The organism is Stenotrophomonas sp. AG209 (assembly GCF_003550055.1).
Classification (GTDB): domain Bacteria; phylum Pseudomonadota; class Gammaproteobacteria; order Xanthomonadales; family Xanthomonadaceae; genus Stenotrophomonas.
In genome coordinates this window covers 1,733,542-1,753,853 of record NZ_QXDB01000001.1, presented here as the reverse complement: position 1 = coordinate 1,753,853, position 20,312 = coordinate 1,733,542, and the positions used below count along the sequence as shown (strand labels likewise).

The 20,312-nt window shown below is 66.7% G+C and carries 23 protein-coding genes; 14 read left to right on the top strand and 9 right to left on the bottom strand.

Going from position 1 to position 20,312, the window contains the following annotated elements; all coding sequences use genetic code 11:
• Positions 1-40 precede the first annotated feature (40 nt).
• Positions 41-835 (bottom strand): hypothetical protein, encoded by a 795-nt coding sequence (locus tag DFO63_RS08195; RefSeq protein WP_049446584.1) that lies wholly within the window; start codon positions 833-835, stop codon positions 41-43.
• Between the two features lie 165 nt (positions 836-1,000).
• Entirely contained in the window at positions 1,001-2,257 is a 1,257-nt protein-coding gene (locus DFO63_RS08190) for a 6-phosphofructokinase (RefSeq protein WP_049446582.1), read from the bottom strand.
• A gap of 136 nt (positions 2,258-2,393) precedes the next feature.
• On the opposite strand from DFO63_RS08190, the gene DFO63_RS08185 reads away from it, so the two are divergent.
• From DFO63_RS08185 to DFO63_RS08175, 3 genes are all read left to right on the top strand, one after another.
• Complete coding sequence (locus DFO63_RS08185) at positions 2,394-2,957, top strand: adenylate kinase (protein ID WP_110713530.1); 564 nt, start codon at positions 2,394-2,396, stop codon at positions 2,955-2,957.
• Between the two features lie 331 nt (positions 2,958-3,288).
• On the top strand, positions 3,289-4,653 hold the full coding sequence (gene mpl / locus DFO63_RS08180) for a UDP-N-acetylmuramate:L-alanyl-gamma-D-glutamyl-meso-diaminopimelate ligase (RefSeq protein WP_119006749.1): 1,365 nt from the start codon (positions 3,289-3,291) through the stop codon (positions 4,651-4,653).
• On the top strand, positions 4,650-5,228 hold the full coding sequence (locus DFO63_RS08175) for an LON peptidase substrate-binding domain-containing protein (protein ID WP_119006748.1): 579 nt from the start codon (positions 4,650-4,652) through the stop codon (positions 5,226-5,228). The genes mpl and DFO63_RS08175 overlap by 4 nt, the downstream gene beginning before the upstream one ends.
• A 127-nt stretch (positions 5,229-5,355) precedes the next feature.
• Here DFO63_RS08175 and DFO63_RS08170 read toward each other — a convergent pair whose 3' ends face one another.
• Positions 5,356-7,353 (bottom strand): bifunctional DedA family/phosphatase PAP2 family protein, encoded by a 1,998-nt coding sequence (locus tag DFO63_RS08170; RefSeq protein WP_119006747.1) that lies wholly within the window; start codon positions 7,351-7,353, stop codon positions 5,356-5,358.
• A gap of 85 nt (positions 7,354-7,438) precedes the next feature.
• Between DFO63_RS08170 and DFO63_RS08165 the strand changes: the two genes are divergently transcribed.
• The 5 genes from DFO63_RS08165 to DFO63_RS08155 all read left to right on the top strand — a co-directional run bounded on the left by DFO63_RS08165 (position 7,439) and on the right by DFO63_RS08155 (position 9,619).
• Positions 7,439-8,101 (top strand): serine/threonine-protein kinase, encoded by a 663-nt coding sequence (locus DFO63_RS08165; RefSeq protein WP_049446575.1) that lies wholly within the window; start codon positions 7,439-7,441, stop codon positions 8,099-8,101.
• On the top strand, positions 8,098-8,604 hold the full coding sequence (locus tag DFO63_RS08160; RefSeq protein WP_119006746.1) for a DUF2867 domain-containing protein: 507 nt from the start codon (positions 8,098-8,100) through the stop codon (positions 8,602-8,604). The genes DFO63_RS08165 and DFO63_RS08160 overlap by 4 nt, the downstream gene beginning before the upstream one ends.
• A 183-nt stretch (positions 8,605-8,787) precedes the next feature.
• Complete coding sequence (locus DFO63_RS21970) at positions 8,788-8,985, top strand: hypothetical protein (RefSeq protein WP_014038369.1); 198 nt, start codon at positions 8,788-8,790, stop codon at positions 8,983-8,985.
• Positions 8,982-9,116, top strand: a complete 135-nt coding sequence (locus DFO63_RS22330) for a hypothetical protein (protein ID WP_259337410.1) — start codon at positions 8,982-8,984, stop codon at positions 9,114-9,116. The genes DFO63_RS21970 and DFO63_RS22330 overlap by 4 nt, the downstream gene beginning before the upstream one ends.
• The gene (locus DFO63_RS08155; RefSeq protein ID WP_147416417.1) at positions 9,116-9,619 is read left to right on the top strand and encodes a hypothetical protein; all 504 of its coding nucleotides are present in this window, start codon (positions 9,116-9,118) and stop codon (positions 9,617-9,619) included. Before DFO63_RS22330 ends, DFO63_RS08155 begins: the two co-directional genes overlap by 1 nt.
• Before the next feature lie 141 nt (positions 9,620-9,760).
• Here the strand turns inward: DFO63_RS08155 and DFO63_RS08150 are convergent, their stop codons facing one another.
• Positions 9,761-10,444, bottom strand: a complete 684-nt coding sequence (locus DFO63_RS08150; protein WP_119006744.1) for a hypothetical protein — start codon at positions 10,442-10,444, stop codon at positions 9,761-9,763.
• A 108-nt stretch (positions 10,445-10,552) separates the two neighbouring features.
• Here DFO63_RS08150 and DFO63_RS08145 point away from each other — a divergent pair, with 108 nt between their 5' ends.
• From DFO63_RS08145 to DFO63_RS08135, 3 genes are all read left to right on the top strand, one after another.
• The gene (locus tag DFO63_RS08145) at positions 10,553-11,371 is read left to right on the top strand and encodes an NAD(P)-dependent oxidoreductase (protein ID WP_014038366.1); all 819 of its coding nucleotides are present in this window, start codon (positions 10,553-10,555) and stop codon (positions 11,369-11,371) included.
• A 93-nt stretch (positions 11,372-11,464) separates the two neighbouring features.
• Complete coding sequence (locus DFO63_RS08140; protein WP_119006743.1) at positions 11,465-12,457, top strand: YiiG family protein; 993 nt, start codon at positions 11,465-11,467, stop codon at positions 12,455-12,457.
• Positions 12,458-12,617: 160 nt separating this feature from the next.
• The gene (locus DFO63_RS08135) at positions 12,618-13,559 is read left to right on the top strand and encodes a YiiG family protein (protein ID WP_014038364.1); all 942 of its coding nucleotides are present in this window, start codon (positions 12,618-12,620) and stop codon (positions 13,557-13,559) included.
• A gap of 106 nt (positions 13,560-13,665) precedes the next feature.
• Here the strand turns inward: DFO63_RS08135 and DFO63_RS08130 are convergent, their stop codons facing one another.
• Positions 13,666-14,538 (bottom strand): ion transporter, encoded by an 873-nt coding sequence (locus tag DFO63_RS08130; protein ID WP_014038363.1) that lies wholly within the window; start codon positions 14,536-14,538, stop codon positions 13,666-13,668.
• 63 nt (positions 14,539-14,601) lie between these two features.
• Between DFO63_RS08130 and DFO63_RS08125 the strand changes: the two genes are divergently transcribed.
• Complete coding sequence (locus DFO63_RS08125) at positions 14,602-15,828, top strand: acetylornithine transaminase (RefSeq protein WP_006467246.1); 1,227 nt, start codon at positions 14,602-14,604, stop codon at positions 15,826-15,828.
• A gap of 53 nt (positions 15,829-15,881) precedes the next feature.
• Here DFO63_RS08125 and DFO63_RS08120 read toward each other — a convergent pair whose 3' ends face one another.
• Positions 15,882-16,484, bottom strand: a complete 603-nt coding sequence (locus DFO63_RS08120; RefSeq protein ID WP_119006742.1) for an HAD-IA family hydrolase — start codon at positions 16,482-16,484, stop codon at positions 15,882-15,884.
• 123 nt (positions 16,485-16,607) lie between these two features.
• Here DFO63_RS08120 and azu point away from each other — a divergent pair, with 123 nt between their 5' ends.
• On the top strand, positions 16,608-17,057 hold the full coding sequence (gene azu, locus DFO63_RS08115; protein WP_119006741.1) for an azurin: 450 nt from the start codon (positions 16,608-16,610) through the stop codon (positions 17,055-17,057).
• A gap of 121 nt (positions 17,058-17,178) precedes the next feature.
• Here the strand turns inward: azu and hemL are convergent, their stop codons facing one another.
• Both hemL and thiE read right to left on the bottom strand, forming a co-directional pair.
• Positions 17,179-18,468: a glutamate-1-semialdehyde 2,1-aminomutase gene (gene hemL / locus DFO63_RS08110; protein ID WP_119006740.1), complete on the bottom strand. Its 1,290-nt coding sequence runs from the start codon at positions 18,466-18,468 to the stop codon at positions 17,179-17,181.
• A 16-nt stretch (positions 18,469-18,484) separates the two neighbouring features.
• Positions 18,485-19,111 (bottom strand): thiamine phosphate synthase, encoded by a 627-nt coding sequence (gene thiE, locus DFO63_RS08105; RefSeq protein ID WP_119006739.1) that lies wholly within the window; start codon positions 19,109-19,111, stop codon positions 18,485-18,487.
• Between the two features lie 34 nt (positions 19,112-19,145).
• On the opposite strand from thiE, the gene DFO63_RS08100 reads away from it, so the two are divergent.
• On the top strand, positions 19,146-19,370 hold the full coding sequence (locus DFO63_RS08100) for a rubredoxin (RefSeq protein WP_080347542.1): 225 nt from the start codon (positions 19,146-19,148) through the stop codon (positions 19,368-19,370).
• Positions 19,371-19,441: 71 nt separating this feature from the next.
• Here DFO63_RS08100 and DFO63_RS08095 read toward each other — a convergent pair whose 3' ends face one another.
• Complete coding sequence (locus tag DFO63_RS08095; RefSeq protein ID WP_049446553.1) at positions 19,442-20,287, bottom strand: SirB1 family protein; 846 nt, start codon at positions 20,285-20,287, stop codon at positions 19,442-19,444.
• Positions 20,288-20,312: the final 25 nt, after the last annotated feature.

Genomic DNA, 20,312 nt, shown 5'->3' with positions numbered 1-20,312 from the left:
GGCACCTGCGCACCCGGGCCTTCGCTCAAGCCGGCAGCGGTCAGTTGCCGCGGCAGTCCTTCAGCCACAGCACGCGGCCGATCTGGTCGTAATTGTCGACCACGCCGGTCAGCGTGACTTTCTCGCGCGGGCGCAGGGCCAGCGCATACGCGGCCTGGTTGGCTGCGAACGAGCAGGAAATGGCCACGCGCTCAAAGTCGATGCTGCCATCGCTGGGCAGGTCGAAGCTGGTGTTGTAGGTGCCGCCACTGCGCAGCACGGTGGTGATGCGACCGGTGATGGCGTAGGTCTTGCCCTTGTAGCGTGGCTCGATCGCGGCCGGGTTGTCCTTGTTCTGGTTGCGCAGCTGGAAGCCGAAACGGTCGGCGGCAATGGTCACCACCGACGCCTGCGGAGTGGCCTTGGCCGCCTGTTCGCCAGCCTTGCCCGGCTTGATCTGGTTGAGCAGCTTGCACATTTCTTCGCGCACGCCGTCGGCGGGGGCGATGGCGCCCTTGTTGACCTTCACCACCATGCCGACGGTGCCCTGGCCGCCTTCGGAGGTGGCGCTGATGATCATCGGAATCGGCTTGTGGGCCATGGATTCCGGCTCTTCGATCAGCATCGAGCCGCCTTCCACGTCCTCGCTGAGGACGTCCATGTTGGCGTTCTTGGCGATCACCCGCATCTGGCCGATGGCACTGGCCACGGTCAGGTCCGGATGGGTGACCGATGAAGTGAAGGTCGTGCCGACGAAGGGATTGCCCTTCTTCTGGAAGTTGCTTTCGCAGGTCGCAGCGAAGGCCGGCGTGGCAGCACCGCACAGCAGCGCGGCGATCAGGATCGGGTGCTTCATGGTTACAGTCCTTGTGGAATGGCAGCACAGGCCCTGGCCTTGCAGGCCGGGCGGCGTCGAATCTGGCTTGCGGCGGCCCCTTTGCCCCGGGCCGGAGCCCGATTGTGGGGTGCTTCGGCGGTCGCCGCAATGCGCCCCGTGCTCCGCACAGGGCGCAGGTGCACCTCAGCCTTCGAAGGCCGGCAGCTTCTGCTTCACCGCCACGTTCTTCAGGGTGACGTACTTCGGCAGGCCATCGGCGCCATAGGGAAGCGGTGCCTCGCCCTTGATCAGCGGCGACAGGTAGGCGCGTGCCTTGGCGGTGATGCCGAAGCCATCGCGGCGGATGAAGCCGGCCGGCATTTTCTTCTCGTGGTTGGCGATCTTCGACAGCGGCGCCGCTTCGATCTTCCAGCGATAGGGCGCATCGCTGCTGCGCACGATCACCGGCATCACGCCGTTCTGGCCCTTCAACGCCAGCTGCACGGCGGCCTTGCCGACTGCCTGCGCCTGCTCCCAGTCGGTCTTGCTGGCCAGGTGGCGGGCCGAGCGCTGCAGGTAGTCGGGCAGGGCCCAATGCACCTTCAGGCCCAGCTGGTCCTTGACCCGTGCGGCCAGGTGGGCAGCCACGCCGCCCAGCTGCGAATGGCCGAATGAGTCCTTGCCGCCACCGGCGTCGGCGACGAAGCGGCCATCGGCGGTCGCGATACCTTCCGACGCCACCACCACGCAGTAGCCGACGCGCTCGACCACGGCCTTCACCCTGGCCAGGAACGCGGCCTCGTCGTAGGCGCGCTCGGGCAGCAGGATGATGTGCGGCGCTTCGTCATCACCGTTGCCCGCCAGGCCGGCGGCCGCGGCCAGCCAGCCGGCGTGGCGGCCCATCGCCTCGTAGATGAAGACGCGGGTGGAGGTCTCGGCCATCGCCGCCACGTCCAGCGCCGCCTCGCGCACCGAGACGGCGGTGTACTTGGCCGCCGAGCCGAAGCCGGGGCAGGTGTCGGTCACCGCCAGGTCGTTGTCGATGGTCTTGGGCACGCCGATGCAGGTCAGGTCGTAGCCGGAGGCCTTGGCCAGCTGCGAGACCTTCAGCGCGGTATCGGCCGAATCGTTGCCACCGTTGTAGAGGAACCAGCGCACGTCGTGCGCGCGCAGCACCTCCAGCAGGCGGTCGTAGCGGGCGCGGTCGGCGTCCAGCGACTTCAGCTTGACCCGGCACGAGCCGAAGGCGCCGCCCGGGGTGTGGGCCAGCGCGCGGATGGCCGCGGCGCTCTCCTTGCTGGTGTCGATCAGCTCCTCGCGCAGGGCGCCGAGGATGCCGTTGCGGGCGGCCAGGACCTTGATGCCCTTGGCCCGCGCCTGCTCGATCACCGCTGCCGCCGTGGCATTGATGACGGCGGTGACACCGCCGGACTGGGCATAAAGGAGAGTACCGTTGCGCATGCTGCTACCTGCTCGGGGGAGGGGACATTGCAGGGACATTACCCGGATGCGGTAAAGTGGCGCTATTGCGGTGCAGCGATACCGGACCGTCCGGGACGCGAACCTTCTTTGTTTTCAACACGTTGGAGTCAGGTCAATGCGATTGGTTCTGTTGGGACCGCCCGGTTCGGGCAAGGGGACACAGGCGACGCGCCTGAAGGAAAAGCTGGGGATCGCCCACATTTCGACCGGTGACATGCTGCGCGCGGAAATCGCCGCCGGCACGGACCTGGGTAAGCAGGCCAAGACGGTGATGGATGCCGGTAACCTGGTGTCGGACGACATCCTGCTGGGCATGCTGGAGTCGCGCCTGACCCAGGCTGATGTCGCCAAGGGCTTCATCCTCGATGGCTACCCGCGCAATGTGGCCCAGGCCAATGCGATGGACGGCCTGCTGGCCAAGATCGGCCAGCCGCTGGACGCCGTGGTGCAGCTGGACGTGGCCACCGAGCTGCTGGTCGACCGCATCGCTGGTCGTGCCAAGGAGCAGGGCCGCGCCGATGACAATCCGGAAGCGGTGCGCCAGCGCCTGCAGGTCTACAACGACCAGACCGCCCCGGTGGTCGATTTCTACGCCGGCCGTGGCACCCTGGCCCGCGTCGATGGCGTCGGTGAGCTGGACGAGATCGAAGCCCGCATCCTGGCGGCGATCAAGGCCTGATCCGGCTGGGCCGGCGCGAACTGCCGGCTCATTGGGCGCAAAAAAACACAGGCCTGGTCCGCGAGGATCAGGCCTGTGTCGTTTGATAGGCGCCAGCGAAGGGCTTGCTCAGGGCCCCGCAGCATGAGCTCCCTTGGGGATGGCCTCTTGGGGAGTAGGACCGGTTCGGGTACTGCGGCTGGCAGTTCGAATTGTGTCCGGGTTCACAGAACATCGCTATCGGGAATTCCCTGACAGCTGATTGGAGTTTTCTCACATCCCGTGTAGGGGTTGTCTTACCCGGGATCGGACATTGGCCCTATACAGCCGTCATCGGTCACAATCCTCGGTCATGAGCAGCGTACATATCCTTGCAATCGCCGGCACCTTCATGGGCGGCGTGGCCGCCCTGGCGCGGGAACTGGGCCACTCGGTCAGCGGCAGCGACCAGGCCATCTACCCGCCGATGTCGACCCAGCTCGAACAGCTGGGCATCACCCTGGACCAGGGCTACCGCGCCGACAGCGTGCCGGCCGGCACCGACGAGGTGGTGATCGGCAACGCGCTGTCGCGCGGCAATGCCGCGGTCGAGGCCGTGCTTGATGCCGGCCAACGCTACATTTCCGGCGCCCAGTGGCTGTCCGAGCAGGTGCTGCCGGGGCGCGACACGCTGGCCGTGGCCGGCACCCACGGCAAGACCACCACCACCACCATCCTCACCTGGCTGCTGGAAAGCGCCGGGCGCTCGCCGGGCTTCCTGATCGGCGGCGTCGCCGAGGATTTCGGTGTCTCCGCCCGCGTGGGCCAGGGCCGCGAGTTCGTGGTCGAGGCCGATGAGTACGACACTGCCTTCTTCGACAAGCGCAGCAAATTCGTGCACTACCGGCCGCTGGTGGCCATCCTCAACAATCTTGAATACGACCACGCCGACATCTTCCCGGACGTGGCGGCGATCCAGCGCCAGTTCCACCACCTTGTGCGTACGGTGCCGGCGCGTGGCCGCCTGATCGTCAACGGTGAGGACCCGCATCTGGCCGAAGTGCTGGCGATGGGCTGCTGGACCCCGGTCGAGCGCTTCGGATTCGATCCGTCGCTGGAATGGCATGCCGAACTGCTGGCCGCCGATGGCAGTGCGTTCCGCGTGCACCATCGTGGGCAGGCGCTGGGCGACGTGCAGTGGTCGCTGCTGGGCCGCCACAACGTGCTCAACGGGCTCGCCGCGCTGGCCGCCGCGCATGCAGTGGGCGTGGCGCCGGCCGAGGTGATTCCGGCGCTGGCGCGCTTCCGCAGCGTCAAGCGCCGCATGGAAGTGATCGGCAGCCATGACGGCATCACCGTCTACGACGATTTCGCCCATCACCCGACCGCAATCGCCACCACGCTGGAAGGCCTGCGTGCCAAGGTGGGCGATGCGCGCATCGTGGTCGCGATGGAACCGCGCAGCAACTCGATGCGGCTGGGCGCGCATGCGCAGGCGCTGGCACCGTCGCTGGCGCTGGCCGATGAAGTCGTCTTCCTGCATCGCCCGGAGCTGGCTTGGGATGCCGCTGCGGTGATCGCCGCGGTGCGCGGTGAGGCGCACGCAGTGCCGGACACCGCCGCATTGCTGGCGCAGCTGCAGTCCAGCGTGCGCAGCGGCGACCACGTGGTGTTCATGTCCAACGGTGGCTTCGACGGCGCCCCGCGCCGCTTCCTCGCCGCGCTGCAGGCCCGATGAGCGTCGACAGCCCGCTGCCGCTGTTTCCGCTGCACACCACGCTGGTACCGGGTGCGGCGGTGGGCCTGCGTGTATTCGAGCGGCGTTATCTGGACCTGGTCCGCGACAGCGGCCGCAGTGGTGAGGGGTTCGGTGTCTGCCTGATCCTCGATGGCGAGGAAGTCGGCGCACCAGCGACACCGGCGGCCTATGGCGTGCAGGTGCGCATCGAAGACTTCGATGTCGGCGCCGATGGCGTGCTGCAGCTGCGCCTGCGCGGAACCCGCCGTTTCCACGTCGAGCATACCCGCGTGCGCGACAACGGCCTGGTGGTGGCCGACGTGCGCTGGTGCGAGGAAGACCCCGACGACGAACTGCGGCCGCAGCACGCGCTGCTGGCCACGGTGCTGGGGCACATCATCGAACAGGCCGGCGAGGCCTATGCGCCGGCCAACCCGGCGTTGCTGGACCAGGCCAGCTGGGTCGGCTGGCGGCTGGCCGAGCTGTTGCCGCTGAGCGAGCAGCAGCGCCTGCAGCTGCTGCAGATGGACGACCCGCACCAGCGCCTGCAGCAGTTGCTGGGCTGGATGCCGTAGCAGCCTGCCTTGGGTGGGTGTGCACCTTGGTGCACACGCTGGGGCATGCGTGGAATGCCATCCACGCATGGCGTGGATCTACTGTAGAGCCGAGCCCATGCTCGGCTCCACAGTACGTCGCTTGCGTTCAGGGCGCTGTGGTCTTCAGCCGCAGCACCGGCAGCCCGGTTTCGCTGTGCACATCCTCGCGCTGCGGCAGGTCCTGCACGGCGTCCTTCACCGCGTTCAGCGCCGGATCGACGCCACGCAGCGGGTGCCACATGCCGATCCACTCGAAATGACGCTCGTAGCGCAGGGTCTGCGCGCTGCCCAGCCATAGCGGCGTGTTGCCCGGTTGCAGCTGGGCCGGCGCCGGCCACAGGCGCAGCACATAGCGCTCATCCGGCTGCGCACCCTGGCGCACCATCAGCAGCGCTTCCACCCGTGTTTCCAGCGTGGCCGGCAGCACCGGCAGTTCGTCGGCACCGGTGTTCTTGTCCAGCATCAGCAGCGCCTCCTGCCAGCCGGCCTGTTCCTGCCGCTTCCAGCCGCGTGCTTCCAGCTGCGCCTGCAGCGGCGCCAGCGGGCCCGCCACCTGCACGTCCAGCGGCCAGCGCTGGTCGTCGTCGAACTCGTTGCGGCGCGCCGGCAGCTTCGCCCAGTCGTGCTGCCACCAGGCCTGCATGTCCATCGCCTGCGGGGCCGGCAGGGTCGGCTCGAAGCGTTCCAGCTTCACCGGAATGTGGCGCGGTGCGTACCACATCGCGGCGACAGCGAAGACGCCGTAGAACAGCCATGCCACCGGCTTCACCCAGAACGAGCGGTTGAAGCGGCGGCGGTAGGCGATGCCCAGCACCAGCAGCCAGAACGTGCCGAACAGCATGCCGCCGATCACATCGCTCAGCCAATGCGCGCCCAGGTACAGGCGCGAGAAGCCGATCAGGCTGACCACGATGCCCGACACCAGGTACGGCCAGACGCGGGTGCGGCCCGGCATCTCGCGGGCGATCAGCACTGCGAAGAAGCCGAAGGTGATGGTGGCCATGGTCACCGACACCGACGGGAAGCCGAAGCCACTGCTGGCATCGATCGGTCGCACCACATCCACGGTGGCGCCGAGCAGCATGGTCAATGCCAGGCCGAAGGCGAGGGCGGCCAGCCAGTGCGCGGCCGCCATCCAGCGCCGGCGCCAGATCAGGTAGCCCATCGCCGCCGCGGTGGCCGGCAGCAGTACCTGCCAGGCGCCCAGCGAGGCCAGCGCGGCCATCGGGTAATCGGCCAGCGGGTTGCGCAGGGCCAGCATGGCCTGGTGCACCAGCAGGTCGATCGCCAGCGGTTCACCGTGCGCGACCACCACGGTCAGCAGCGCGAACCAGCCCCAGCCCAGCACCAGCAGCATCAGCGCCAGCATCGCCAGCGGCACCGACTCACGTCGTTTCGGGTCCAGCACACCGACGGTATAGCGGCCCAGCGTCGGGTGGCGGTTGGACCAGTCGAGCAGGCGCGCCAGCCAGTTGTCCATGCGTGCGGCCGACCAGCGGTAGCCGTACAGCACGATCGCCCAGACCAGGCCGAGGATCACCGCCAGCAGGCCCACCACCACGACCAGTCGCCCGGCCACCGCAGCCACCGCGTCGTAGGCCTCGCCAAGCACCCAACCCGGTGCCAGGAACAGCACCGCCCACGAAATGCTGGCGATACCACTGGCCTGCATGTAGCGGCTGGCGGGCATCTTCATCATGCCGGCGATGGCCGGCACGAACGGGCGGATGGCGCCCACGTAGCGTGCGATCAGGATGCTCTTGAAGGCATTGCGGCGGAACAGGTTCTCGCCGCGGTCGAGCAGCTGCGGGTAACGGCTGAACGGCCACACGCCACGCAGGCGGTCGCCCCAGCGGCGGCCGATCCAGTAGCTGATGCCATCACCGGCGAACGCACCCAGCGCCGCCGCCGCCACTGCATACGGCCCGGAGATCTGGCCCAGGCCGATGAACACGCCCACTGCGAACAGCAGCGGCAGGGCCGGCACGATGGCACCGAGAATGATCACCGCATCGCAGAAGGCGATGAGGAAGATAACGGCACCCGCCAGCACGGGGTGAGCGGCAATCCACGCGAGGGTGGCGTCGATCCATGAAGAGTCCATTGCCCGATTATAGGGGCGTGAAGGTGACTGGTTCCCAGCCGCTTCGTGACCGTTTGCAACGGGCGCCATCGCCTAGAATGGGCACATGCCGCATTCGCCAGACACGCCCTCGCACGCCCTGAAGGCCGACAGCTTCGGTCGCATCCTCCTTGTGGAAGGGCCTGCCGGCCCCTTCGTACGCCGTGATCTGGGCGCGACGCCGCTGTGGTTGCGGCTGCCGGCCTGGTGGTTGGCCCGCCGCGAAGCACGCGCGCTGCGCCACATCCACGGCATGCCCGATGTGCCGCAGCTGCTGGCGTGGGATGGCCGTCATCTCGACCGCAGCTTCATGGCCGGCGATGCCATGTACCAGCGTCCGCCACGCGGTGACCTGGCCTGGTTCCGCGCCGCGCGTCGCCTGCTGCAGCAGCTGCATCGCAATGGCGTGGCACACAATGATCTGGCCAAGGAAGCCAACTGGCTGGTCACCGACGATGGCCGCCCGGCATTGATCGACTTCCAGCTGGCGGTGATCGGCAACCCGCGCTCGCGCTGGATGCGCCTGCTGGCCCGCGAGGACCTGCGCCACCTGCTCAAGCACAAGCGCATGTACTGCCGCGAGTCGCTCACCCCGGTAGAGAAGCGCGTGCTCAAGCGCACCTCGTGGGTGCGCGAACTGTGGTTCGCCACCGGCAAACCGGTCTACCGCTTCGTCACCCGCCGCATCCTGCATTGGGAAGACAACGAGGGGCAGGGGCCGAAGCCGTGAACCCTGCGCAGGTGGTGACCGGCCCGCCGAGCGCGGGCAGCGTCCTGCGCCCACAGCTGGCCGGCGCCGACTTCGTGCACGCCTGCCAGGCGACGACCCGTCGCGATGGGCGCTCGGCCTTGCAGGCCTATCGCGACATGGCGGCGACCATTCCCGGCTGGTTCGATGGGCTGATGGCGCTGCGCAATCGCGGCATGCGCCTGCTCGGCATGAAGCACCTGGGCTCGTTGCGTGCGGTACAGGACATCGCGCAGCCGCGTCCGGGGCAACGGCTGGGCATCTTCAGCCTGCAGTCGCTGGACGATGATGCCATCGTGCTGGAAGACGACGACCGCCACCTGCGTGTGCAGCTGGCCCTGCAGTGGCAGGGCGACGTGCTGGAGATGGCGACGGTGGTGCATACGCACAACGCGTTCGGGCGCGTGTACATGCTGCCGGTCGCACCCGTGCATCGGCTGATCGTGCCGCATCTGCTGGAGAAGCAGGTGCGGTTGTACCGGTAGATCCACGCCATGCGTGGATGCTGTTCGCAATTCAATGATTGTGCACAGACGCCGGATAATTGGCGCTGAAAACACCTTTCATCTGCTTGTGGCACTCACCTAGAATCGAGAGCGAGAGAGTCGCATGGAAGCGTCGTCACGCCGCCCTTGCGCGGGCTCGCATGCGGACGCGAGGGGAATGCTGTGAGTCGAATTTCTACTTGGCAGTACCGCGCAGTTGCGGTGCTGGTGCTGTGTGTGGGTGCGGGAACGGTCTCGGCGGTCCAGCCGTATCAGGAGTATCGCAAGCTCATCGAGTCCGCACAGAATCTGACCGCGCTGAAGGACGATCTCTTTGGTGAGAGTGTCAGCCTCTACAACGGCAAGACCGAATTTCCGTGACCGATGTCAGCGTTCCCGGCAACAACGCACTGCCTGTGCAGATGCGGCGTCGCTTCAGCGTCGAGGTGGATCTGGTGGGGATTGGAAGCTTCAACGCCAACATCGAGGGAGCCGCCGGAAAGATGAGATGATGATTGATTTTGATGAATTGGCTGATGTGGCGAAAACTATTGCTTGGTACAAGAGCAATTTCTTCGAAGGCTGTGAAGAGGACTTTGTTGCAGACTTTATGGTTTTTTGTTGGCAGGCAGTTGATCCCGGTCGCGTTGCTTCGCTGGATTTAGATGACGAAACTGTAGACGCATGCGCCGACATGCTCTCTGAGTTGAAGCTCTTTGTTGATGAGAGGTGCGGGGAATGGGGGGCGCCTGCTTTCTGGAGGCGCTATATCGATTGGGCGGATTACGCCGCGGATTTTCCGCTTGATGAGTGCAAGCGATTCATGCGAGAGACTGTTGGTTATCTTGAGCCTTCATTTTTCGTATTTACGACCACCGGTGGCGCCGAGATGAGGTCTGAGGTAATGGCGATTTTTGCCGAGTACTCACAGTCCGGCAAAGCGCGTGCTACCTATGTTAGATCGGTAATTGAAAGCCGGTTGGCGACTGAATCATTCTATCGACGATCCCTTTGATTCTCTCCGTCGCGAAATATGAGGTACTGCCGCTCTGGTCGTCGTTCGGCTTTTGGTCAGGGGAAAGCCAATATCCATGGTCCGCTCGGTCGATGTCGCCGGGCATGGCCCGGCGATCACAGCATCGCGACGCTCAACGCCTTACGGCGTTGCCGGCACCACCTGCTGGCCGATGAAGTTGCGCTTCGCATCGAAGTCGTAGGCGATCTGCAGCTGGCCCACATCCGGGCAGGCGTGGCAGTCGCGCAGTGGCGTGCGGTACATCACGCGGATGCCGCCGTTCTCCAGCGGCGTGGCCCCGGCCGACTGCGCCGGTGCGAACGGCGTGGCCTGCGGGTTGGCCTTCAGCAGTTCCTGCACGGTGGGGTCGGCACGCAGGGTGTCGTCCAACTGCACGGCATCCACGTCGATGCGCTTGCCGCTGGCATCGATCAGGCGGGTGCCCTCGTTGGTGTTGGCGCGGAACGGGTATTCGACCGTGGCCACGCCCAGGCCACCGTTCTCGTGCCAGGCGGTCACATAGGCCAGCTCGCCGCCGGTGGACAGCTGTTCGGCGGCGGTGATCGCATCGGCGCTGGCGCCGCCGGCGCGCATCGCATCGCGCAGGCACTCGCGGGTGGCCGCATTCTCGCCCTGGCGGCAGGCGTTGAGGTCGCCATCCCACACCACTGCCTCGCTCCAGCGCAGCTTGCCGTCGGCGGCGGCCTGCTCTGCGCTCGGCGCGTCACCGGCAGGCGGCTCCTTGCCGGGTTCCGGCGAACGGCCCTGGCAGGCGGTCAGCAGGGCAAGCCCCAGGGCAGGCAGCAGCAGGCGGGAACGGCGCATGGCGTGGACCTCGTGCGTTGACTGGAGGCCCGAGTATCGTCAAGGCCGGGTGAACTCCGCGTCGGCGCGGCATACTAGCGGCTCATTGCATACGCTGGAGTGTGGAACGTGGGCAGTCTGCAGGGCAAAACCCTTTTCATCACCGGTGCCTCGCGCGGCATCGGCCTGGCCATCGCACTGCGCGCTGCGCGCGACGGGGCCAACGTGGCGATCGCGGCCAAGTCGTCGGTGCCGAACCCGAAGCTGCCGGGCACCATCCACACCGCGGCCGAGGCCGTTACCGCCGCCGGTGGCCAGGGGCTGGCGCTGAAGTGCGACATCCGCGAGGAGGAGCAGGTACAGGCCGCAGTTGCGGCCACGGTCGACACCTTCGGTGGCATCGACATCCTGATCAACAACGCCAGCGCGATCTGGCTGCGTGGCACGCTGGATACGCCGATGAAGCGCTTCGACCTGATGCAGCAGGTCAATTCGCGTGGCAGCTTCCTGTGTGCGCAGGCCTGCCTGCCGTACCTGCTGCAGGCGCCGAACCCGCACATCCTCACCCTGGCGCCGCCGCCGAGTCTGGAGCCCAAGTGGTGGGGCGCGCATACCGGCTACACGCTGGCGAAGATGGGCATGAGCTTCGTCACGCTCGGCCTGGCCGCGGAATTCGGCCCGCAGGGGGTGGCGGTGAACGCGCTATGGCCGCGCACGGTGATCGCCACGGATGCGATCAACATGATTCCGGGCGTGGATGCGGCCGGCTGCCGTACGCCGCAGATCATGGCCGACGCCGCGCACGCGGTGCTGGTGCGTGAAGCGGCCGGCTTCCATGGCCAGTTCCTGATCGACGATGAAGTGTTGGCGCAGGCCGGTGTCACCGATCTGTCCGGCTATGCAGTGGATCCGTCGCGGCCGTTGCTGCCGGATCTGTTCCTGGATTGAGCGCGCGCCGCGGGATGAGGCCGAGGGCTGCGACCCTCGGCCTGCTGCGCTAGAATGCGCGGCTGTAATCGTTTTCAACAGGGATGTGAGCTCATGTCACGCACTCTTTCCGTCGCGGCGCTGGCCGCTTCGCTGTCGTTGATCCTGACCGCCTGCGGTGGCAAGGCCCCCGCAGCTGCGGGCGCCGCCGCTGCCTCCGGCACGCCGGACGCCAGCGCGGCGCCGTCTGACGCACAACAGCAGTTGACCGCAAAGCTCAACGCTTACATCGGTTGCTTCAACGCGCTGGATTCGAAAACCCATGGCAGCATCCAGTCCTACACGCGCTGGATCAAGGACGTGGAGGCCGGCCCGACCGGTCGCGAGACGCATGTGTACGGGCCGTTCGAGATCAGCGACTACGACATGAAGCAGTGCGACGCCCCGGTGACCGAGGCGATTGCTGCCAAGCCGGCGTTGGCCGATCTCGATGCCGCTGCCAGCCATTACCAGCAGGTGCTGAAGGCGCTGGCGCCGCTCAGCAAGGACGCCCACGACTACTACGATCGCCAGGACTACGAAGACGACCAGTTTGCCAAGGGCAAGCAGCTGCACGCGCCCTTGATGGCCGCCTTCAAGGATTTCGTGGTTGCCAGCGAAACGTTCAATGCCGAGCTGGAGCGCCAGAACGATGCTGCCCAGCGCGAGCAGCTCAAGGCGCTGGAGCAGGCCGAGGGGCGCACGCGCGAGTACTACCGTCTGGCAATGATGCTGGAAGCCAAGGCCATCGTGGAGCTGATGACCGAGGACGCGTTTGATCAGGCCAAGGCCCGCGAGCGCCTGGATGCCTTCAACCGCATTTCCGATGAAGCGCACGCCAAGGTTGCCGACCAGGAACCGGGCAAGTCGGACTGGGAAGGCTTCGAACGTGGGGCCGAGAATTTCCGACGCGAGGGCAAGGAGCGGCTGCAGCGCGTCAGTGAGAAAAAGCCTTACAGCGATTTCGAACGACGCATGCTTGATTCGCCGTCGATGGCGCCGCGCGGCTCTGCCAACAAGCTGATGCAGGAATACAACACGCTCGTTTTCCAGAGCAACCGCCAGTAAGCGGAGTGTTCAGCGATTCATTTTTGTCGCAATCGAGCAGGTTGATTGCGGCATGACGCATCGCGTGGCCCTGAATGCCAGCACCTTGGCGAGGTGCTGGAGCGCGTTCTTGCGCCATGCATGACGATGCCTGCAGTTTTCACTTGTGCAAGGAACTGATTTGAACGCATCCACACGCCTGATTCCTGTCCTCCTGCTCGGCGCGCTGGCCGGCTGCAACAACCCGGCAGGCCTGGCTGTTGCCGATCCGGGGTTGGAAAAGATCAACGCCTACATCGAGTGCTACAACGGCGTCGAACAGCCCATCCACGAAGGTTTCCAGACCTACACGGGCTGGATGAAGGACCCCAAGGCGGGGCCGACCGGCAAGGAAGCGCAGCCGCGCTCACCTGGCAAGGTGTTGTCGCACCGCGTCGAGTACTGCGGCCAGCCGCTGACCGATGCGCTGGCAAAGACGCCTGCTACCTCGCTGGATGCGCCCGCGCGGCAGTACCAGCAGGCGTTCCAGGCACTGAACACCCTGGTCGAGCGCGCTGATGGCTATTTCACCCGCGAAGATTATCGTCGCGATGGTGGTGAAGGGATGCGCAGCCAGCATGCCCCGCTGATGCAGGCCTATGCTGATTTCTTCAAGGCCAGCGAAGCGATGGATGCGGCGCTGGAAAAGAACGAGAACGATCGTCGCGCTGCGCAGCTGAAGCAGATCGAGGAACGCGAGGGCCGCTCGCTGGCGTATTACCATCTGCGCCTTGTCGGTGACGGCAAGCAGCTGGCGATGGCGTTCCAGGGCGACGCACCGGATGTGGCGGCATTGCGCGGCCAGCTGGCCGACTATCAGGCGCTGGTGACGGAAATCCAGAATGGTGGTGTCGGCAAGGACGACCCGATGTGGGGCCATGTGCAGCGCTCGGCGGACAAGCTGGTACGCACGGCCGGGCGCGGTCTCGAGCGCCTGGAGCAGGGCAAGCCGATCACCGCCGATGCGCTGGCGGCCGAGCGCAAGGCATCGGGCAGCTGGCTCACCACCGATCCTGAGGGGGCGCAGTCGACGATTCTGGATGCCTACAACGACCTGGTGACCACCAGCAACCGCATGCGTTGAGGAGGATCCACGCATGGCGTGGATCTACCGAGGGGCGCGCCGGGCCATGCCCGGCGCGCACCCTGTTGTTTCGGTAGTGCCGGCCGCTGGCCGGCATGACCCTCAATCAATGGCTGAACGCATCCGGTAGTTCACCCCCGCACTTGCGGCAGTGGCGCGCATCCGGTTCATGCCCTTCCAGCCCGCAGTGCGGGCAGCCGCGGGAATCCCGACGTGCGGCCAGCTCGGCTTCGCGCATGGTGCTGGCCAGTTCGGCGGTGTAGATGCCGGTGGGCACGGCGATGATGCTGTAGCCGATCAGGATCAGCACCGAGGTGACGAAGCGGCCGAGCACGGTCTGCGGCACGATGTCGCCAAAGCCGACCGTGGCCATGGTCACCACTGCCCAGTACATGCTGGCCGGGATGTTGGTGAAGCCGTGTTCGGGGCCCTCGATCACGTACATCAGCGCGCCGGCGATGATGGTGATGGTGATCACCGTGAACAGGAACACCAGCACCTTGCGCCGGCTGCGCCACAGCGACGTCATCAACACGCCGCTTTCCTCGATGTAGCGGGTCAGCTTGAGGATGCGGAACACGCGCAGGATGCGCAGCGCGCGCACCACCAGCAGGCTCTGCGCGCCGGGGATGAACATCGACAGGTAGGCGGGCAGGATCGACAGCAGGTCGATGATGCCCCAGATGCTCACCGCGTAACGCAGCGGGCGCTTGACCACCGCCAGCCGCAGCAGGTACTCGGCGGTGAAAATGATCGTGAAGGCCCATTCCAGGATGTACAGGCCGGTGGACCATTCGGCGTGCAGGTGCTGCACGCTGTCGATCATCACCACCAGGATGCTGGCGATGATCGCCACCACCAGGATCAGGTCGAAATTGCGCGAGGGCCGCGAGTCGTGGCGGTAGATGATGTCGAACCACCGGCGGCGCCAGCCGGTCTCGGTGGCGGGGTTCAGCTGGGGGGCAGAAAACGGTCGCATGGGCGCATTGTGCCGCAGGGGTTCCGGCGCGAGAATGGGGATTCCTGAACCCTGCCGACTGCCATGACCGCCGCTACCGATCCGCTGATCTCCCTTTCGCACTACTACCTGCCGGTCTACAAGCCCCGCCAGGTGGTTCTGGAGCGAGGCCAGGGCGCCCGCGTGTGGGACAGCCAGGGCCGTGAGTTCATCGACCTGGCCGCCGGCATCGCCGTGTGTGGCCTGGGCCACAACGATCCGGACCTGGTGGCCGCACTGGTCGAGCAGGCCGGCAAGCTCTGGCACACCAGCAACGTGTTCTATAGTGCACCGCCGCTGCACCTGGCCGAGGAGCTGGTGAAGGCCAGCCGCTTCGCCGAGCGCGTGTTCCTGTGCAATTCCGGCGCCGAAGCCAACGAAGTGGCGATCAAGATGGTCCGCAAGTGGGCCTCCAGCCAGGGCCGCCCGGCCGACAAGCGGGTGATCATCACCTTCCGTGGCAGCTTCCACGGCCGCACCATGGGCGCGGTGACCGCTACCGCCCAGCCGAAGTACCAGGAAGGCTACGAGCCGCTGCCCGGTGGCTTCCGCTACATCGATTTCAACGATGAGGTGCAGCTGGAAACCGCGATGGCCGCCGGCGACGTGGCGGCGGTGATGCTGGAGCCGATCCAGGGCGAGGGCGGCGTGATGCCGGCCAAGTCCGGCTTCCTCAAGCGCGTGCGCGAACTGTGCGACCAGCACAACGCACTGCTGGTGCTGGACGAGATCCAGGCCGGCATGGGCCGCACCGGCACGCTGTTCGCGCACTGGCAGGACGACGTGGTGCCGGACATGGTCACCCTGGCCAAGGCACTCGGTGGCGGCTTCCCGATCGGTGCGATGCTGGCCGGCCCGAAGGTGGCCGAGACCATGCAGTTCGGCGCGCATGGCACCACCTTTGGTGGCAACCCGCTGGCTGCTGCAGTGGCCCGCGTGGCACTGCGCAAGCTGGCCTCGGCGGAGATCGCCGCCAATGTCAGCCGCCAGTCGAAGGCGCTGCGCGATGGCTTCGCCCGCATCAACGACGAGTTCGGCGTGTTCAGCGACGTGCGCGGCCGTGGCCTGATGCTGGGCGCGGTGCTGAGCAAGGACTTCGCCGGCCAGGCCGGTGCGATCCTCGACCATGCCGCCGAGCAGGGCCTGCTGACCCTGCAGGCCGGCCCGGACGTGCTGCGTTTTGTGCCGTCGCTGAACATCACCGACGAAGAAGTGGCCGAAGGCCTTAAGCGCCTGCGCGCAGCGATTGCTGCGTTCATCGCCGCGCGCTGAAGCCATGGCGCTGGGGTCGGATCCCTCTCCTGCGGAGAGGGCTCTGACCCCAATCAGCTCACCGCGTAACGCTTCAACACCTTGCCCAGCCCACGGCCATCGCGCACGGTTTCCGCGTGCAGGCCGGCAGCGCGTGCGCCACGCACATTGGCGAACAGATCATCGATGAACAGCGTGCGCGAAGGCGCCACGCCCAGTACGTCGAGTGTGCGCAGGAATACCGCGGGCGCCGGTTTGCGCAGGCCGAAATCCGCGCTGCAGAACACGCGGCCCTGCAGCGCAGGGAACAGTTGCGGCAACAGGATGGGCAACGCCTGCACCATCAGTGCGCCATTATTGGTCAGCACCGCGATTGGCAGTTGCAGGGCCTGCAGCCGCTGCAGCACCGCGTGCTGCGGATGGCTGGCGGCCTGGCGCGCGGCGGTCCATGTCGCCACATCGACGGGTCTGCCCAGCAGCGCGTCCAGCCGAGCGAGGTAGGCTGGACCGTCCAGCGTGCCATTGTCGTGCGCGGCTTCCAGCCCGCTGTCGTACAGCGCGGCCTGCACGGCCGGCGTAGGAACCTCCAGCGCCTGCGCCAGGTGCAGCACGCGCTGCGCGCGCTGGTACTGCACCAGCACGCCATCCACATCCAGCAGCAACAGGTCGATCCGCATCGGCCGAGCATGCCATTGCAGTGAATGCGTGGGAAACCCTGGAGTTGGCATGCGACAGACGGTCGCAGACGGCGCCGCAGGGGCATGCCTAGAATGGCGCTTGAATCCGCAGGAGATGCAGCGATGAAGGCTTGGATGGTGGCAGTGGGACTGGGTGCGCTGATGCTGGCGCCGTCGGCGATGGCACGAGTGTGTGCGGTGAGCATCGACAGCACCGACCAGATGAGCTTCAGCAGCCGCGAGATCAAGATTGCTGCCGATTGCAGTGCGGTGGACCTGACCCTGCGCCACACCGGCAAGCTGGCCGCCACCGCGATGGGCCATAACTGGGTGCTGACCCGCACCGTCGATTACCAGCCGGTGGCCATGGCGGGCATGCGCATGACCCTGGCCGACAGCTACCTGCCGAAGGCTGACAAGCGCGTGCTGGCGCACACCAAGGTGATCGGCGGCGGCGAGACCACGCGCGTGCGCTTCTCTACCCAGGGCTTGCAGAAGGGGGGCGATTACACCTTCTTCTGCTCGTTCCCCGGCCACTTCGCGATGATGAAGGGCAAATTCGTCTTCGGTTGAGCAGCCACGCATGGCGTGGCTCTACCAGTAGATCCACGCCATGCGTGGATGAAAAAGGGGACGGAGGGGATTAAGTCGTTTGTGCACTTACGACTTAATCCCCTCCGTCCCCTTTTTGCGATCAGCCCTTGGCGGCCTTGAACGCCATGCGTGCAGCGGCCAGCGTCGCTTCGATCACCGCATCGTCATGCGCGCTGGACAGGAAGCCGGCTTCGTACGCCGACGGCGCCAGGAACACGCCCTGGTCCAGCATCGCGTGGAAGAAGCGGTTGAACGCCGGGATGTCACAGGCAGTGGCCTGCGCATAGGTCTCCACCTTCTCACTGGTGAAGAACAGGCCGAACATCGCGCCCACGCGGGTGGTGGTCACGGCCACGCCGGCTTCGGCAGCGGCCGCTTCCAGGCCGGCACACAGGCGCGCGGTGCGCTCGGTCAGGTCGGCGTGGAAACCCGGTTGCTGGATCAGCTCCAGCATCGCCAGGCCGGCGGCCATTGCCACCGGGTTGCCGCTCAGCGTGCCGGCCTGGTAGATCGGGCCGGCCGGCGCGATCTGCTGCATCAGTTCGCGACGACCGCCGTAGGCACCCACCGGCATGCCGCCGCCGATGATCTTGCCGAAGGTGGTCAGGTCCGGGGTGATGCCGTAGTGCGCCTGCGCACCGCCGAGGGCGACGCGGAAGCCGGTCATCACTTCGTCGAAGATCAGCAGCGCGCCGTGCTTCGTGCACAGTTCGCGCAGGTGCTGCAGGTAGCCCTCGCGCGGCGGGATGCAGTTGGCATTGCCGACCACCGGCTCGATGATCAGGCCGGCGATGTCGTCACCCTGCTGCTCGAACAGGGCGGTGGCCGCTTCGAAGTCGTTGTAGGGCAGGGTCAGGGTCAGTTCGCTCAGGCCGGCCGGCACGCCCGGCGAGGTCGGCACGCCCAGGGTCAGCATGCCGCTGCCGGCCTTGACCAGGAACGAGTCGCCATGGCCGTGGTAGCAGCCTTCGAACTTCACGATGCGATTGCGGCCGGTGGCACCACGCGCCAGGCGGATCGCCGACAGCGTGGCCTCGGTGCCGGAGTTGACCATGCGCACCATCTCGCACGACGGCACCAGGCGGGTGATGGTCTCGGCCATGGTCACTTCAGCCGCGCACGGCGCGCCGAAGGACAGGCCGTTGTCGATCGCCTTCTTCACCGCCTGGCGCACGGTCGGGTGGTTGTGGCCGACGATCATCGGGCCCCAGGAACCGACGTAGTCGATATAGCGGTTGCCGTCGACGTCGTACAGGTAGGCGCCGTCGGCGCGCTCGACGAAGAACGGTTCGCCACCGACCGATTTGAACGCGCGTACCGGCGAATTGACGCCGCCCGGCAGCAGCTGCTGGGCGCGGGAGAACAGGGCGTGGGACTGGTCGTGGTTCATGCGGATTTCCTGGGCATTACGCGAACTGGGCGAGGTAGGCGCGCTGGACCGCCACCGGGTCTTCGGCGGCGAACACGCTGCTGACCACGGCGACCAGATCGGCGCCGGCGTCGATGATGGGACCGACATTGTCCGGCGTCAGGCCGCCGATCGCCACCCGCGGCACGCCCAGTGCGGCGCTTTGCCGCAGCAGGTCGGTATGGGCGCGGCTGGTGGTGATCTTGGTGGTGGTCGGGAAGAACGCGCCGAAGGCCACGTAGCTGGCGCCGGCGGCCACGGCCTTTTCGGCATTGGCCAGCTGGTCGTAGCAGGAGGCGCCGATGATGGCCTCGGCACCGAGCAGGGCGCGCGCGCTGGGGATGTCGCCGTCGGTGCCGCCCAGGTGCACGCCGGCCGCGCCGACCGCCTTGGCCAGCGCCGGGTCGTCGTTGACGATCAGCGGCACGCCGTGTTCCACGCACAGCGCCTGCAGGGCGGTGGCCTGCTCGCGCCGCAGCGCGTCACTGGCGGTCTTGTTGCGGTACTGCAGCCAGGTGGCGCCCGCGGCCAGCAGCGGCGCGGTGCGGGCCAGCAGGCGCGCGGTATCGGGCTCGTCCGGGGTGATCAGGTAGACGCCGCGGGGCGCCGGGGAAGCAGAAGTCATCGATGGCTACCGGTGAGTGGACCGCGATGGGACAATGGCGGCCCGTGAATCCAGACCCGATTATCCGATGAGCGATGCCACCCCCACCACCTTGCGCACCTGGATGTGCGTGGTCTGCGGCTTCCTTTACAGCGAAGCGGAAGGCTTGCCGGAGGAGGGCATCGCGCCGGGGACGCGCTGGGAGGACATTCCCGAGACCTGGACCTGCCCGGACTGTGGCGTGACCAAGGCCGATTTCGAGATGGTCGAGGTCGATTGATCGCAATGGCCGCCGGGCATGGCCCGGCGCTAGCGGTGGGTGCGGACCGTTGGTCCGCACACCTGACAGAATCAATGCAGCCGTGGCACCGGCCCGCCGAGGTCGATCAGCTTCTCGCGCAGCCACTGCGCATCGCTGGCTTCCGGGTTGCGCTTCAGGTACTGCCCCAGATCGTGGCGGGCACCGGCCAGGTACTCCAGCTGCAGGTAGGCCAGGCCGCGGTCACGCAGCGCATCGTCCTGCTCCGGGGCGAGCTTCAGCAGGCGGTCGGCACTGCGCGCGGCGCGGTCCCATTCGCCGGCCTCGGCATACACGCCGTGCAGGTTGCGCAGCATGCGCATCAGGATCGCGCGTGCTGGCGCCGGGTCGAGGATCTGCGCCAGCACCTGGTCGTCGGGCATCTGCCCGCCCAGGTGTGACTTGGCCCGCTCGCGCAGTTCGTCCACGTCCAGCGGGCGGCCGCCATTGAACGGGTCCATCACCAGCACGCCGTCGTCCACCGGCAGGCGCACCAGGAAATGGCCGGGGAAGGACACGCCGTCGAGCGGAATGCCCAGCCGGCGCGCGACTTCCATCTGCACCAGTGCCAGCGAGATGGGGTTGCCCAGGCGGCGCTCGAATACCTGGTTGAGGTAGCTGTTGCGCGGGTCGTAGTACTCGTCGTGGTCGCCGCTGTAGCCCAGCTCGTCGAACAGGTGGCGGTTGATCGCCGCCATCTTCAACGGGCTGTTGTCGATGCTGTCCACTTCCGAACGTAGGTGCTCGACATGGCTCTGGATCAGCGCGTCGTAGGTCGACGGCTGCAGATCGGGGTATTCATCGCGCGCGATCAGCAGCGCGGTCGGCAACAGTGGCAGTGCCTCGTCTTCGAGGTCGGCCAGTGCATCCCAGTCGGGGAGTGTGATCCGGTCCTGCATGGACACAGACTGGCGTCATTCGCAG

Excerpts from the sequence above, each read along its gene's own strand:
- DFO63_RS08195 (WP_049446584.1), bottom strand. The coding sequence starts at position 835 with ATGAAGCACCCGATCCTGATCGCCGCGCTGCTGTGCGGTGCTGCCACG.
- DFO63_RS08190 (WP_049446582.1), bottom strand. The coding sequence starts at position 2,257 with ATGCGCAACGGTACTCTCCTTTATGCCCAGTCCGGCGGTGTCACCGCC.
- DFO63_RS08185 (WP_110713530.1), top strand. The coding sequence starts at position 2,394 with ATGCGATTGGTTCTGTTGGGACCGCCCGGTTCGGGCAAGGGGACACAG.
- mpl (WP_119006749.1), top strand. The coding sequence starts at position 3,289 with ATGAGCAGCGTACATATCCTTGCAATCGCCGGCACCTTCATGGGCGGC.
- DFO63_RS08175 (WP_119006748.1), top strand. The coding sequence starts at position 4,650 with ATGAGCGTCGACAGCCCGCTGCCGCTGTTTCCGCTGCACACCACGCTG.
- DFO63_RS08170 (WP_119006747.1), bottom strand. The coding sequence starts at position 7,353 with ATGGACTCTTCATGGATCGACGCCACCCTCGCGTGGATTGCCGCTCAC.
- DFO63_RS08165 (WP_049446575.1), top strand. The coding sequence starts at position 7,439 with ATGCCGCATTCGCCAGACACGCCCTCGCACGCCCTGAAGGCCGACAGC.
- DFO63_RS08155 (WP_147416417.1), top strand. The coding sequence starts at position 9,116 with ATGATTGATTTTGATGAATTGGCTGATGTGGCGAAAACTATTGCTTGG.
- DFO63_RS08150 (WP_119006744.1), bottom strand. The coding sequence starts at position 10,444 with ATGCGCCGTTCCCGCCTGCTGCTGCCTGCCCTGGGGCTTGCCCTGCTG.
- DFO63_RS08140 (WP_119006743.1), top strand. The coding sequence starts at position 11,465 with ATGTCACGCACTCTTTCCGTCGCGGCGCTGGCCGCTTCGCTGTCGTTG.
- DFO63_RS08130 (WP_014038363.1), bottom strand. The coding sequence starts at position 14,538 with ATGCGACCGTTTTCTGCCCCCCAGCTGAACCCCGCCACCGAGACCGGC.
- DFO63_RS08125 (WP_006467246.1), top strand. The coding sequence starts at position 14,602 with ATGACCGCCGCTACCGATCCGCTGATCTCCCTTTCGCACTACTACCTG.
- DFO63_RS08120 (WP_119006742.1), bottom strand. The coding sequence starts at position 16,484 with ATGCGGATCGACCTGTTGCTGCTGGATGTGGATGGCGTGCTGGTGCAG.
- azu (WP_119006741.1), top strand. The coding sequence starts at position 16,608 with ATGAAGGCTTGGATGGTGGCAGTGGGACTGGGTGCGCTGATGCTGGCG.
- hemL (WP_119006740.1), bottom strand. The coding sequence starts at position 18,468 with ATGAACCACGACCAGTCCCACGCCCTGTTCTCCCGCGCCCAGCAGCTG.
- thiE (WP_119006739.1), bottom strand. The coding sequence starts at position 19,111 with ATGACTTCTGCTTCCCCGGCGCCCCGCGGCGTCTACCTGATCACCCCG.
- DFO63_RS08100 (WP_080347542.1), top strand. The coding sequence starts at position 19,146 with ATGGCGGCCCGTGAATCCAGACCCGATTATCCGATGAGCGATGCCACC.
- DFO63_RS08095 (WP_049446553.1), bottom strand. The coding sequence starts at position 20,287 with ATGCAGGACCGGATCACACTCCCCGACTGGGATGCACTGGCCGACCTC.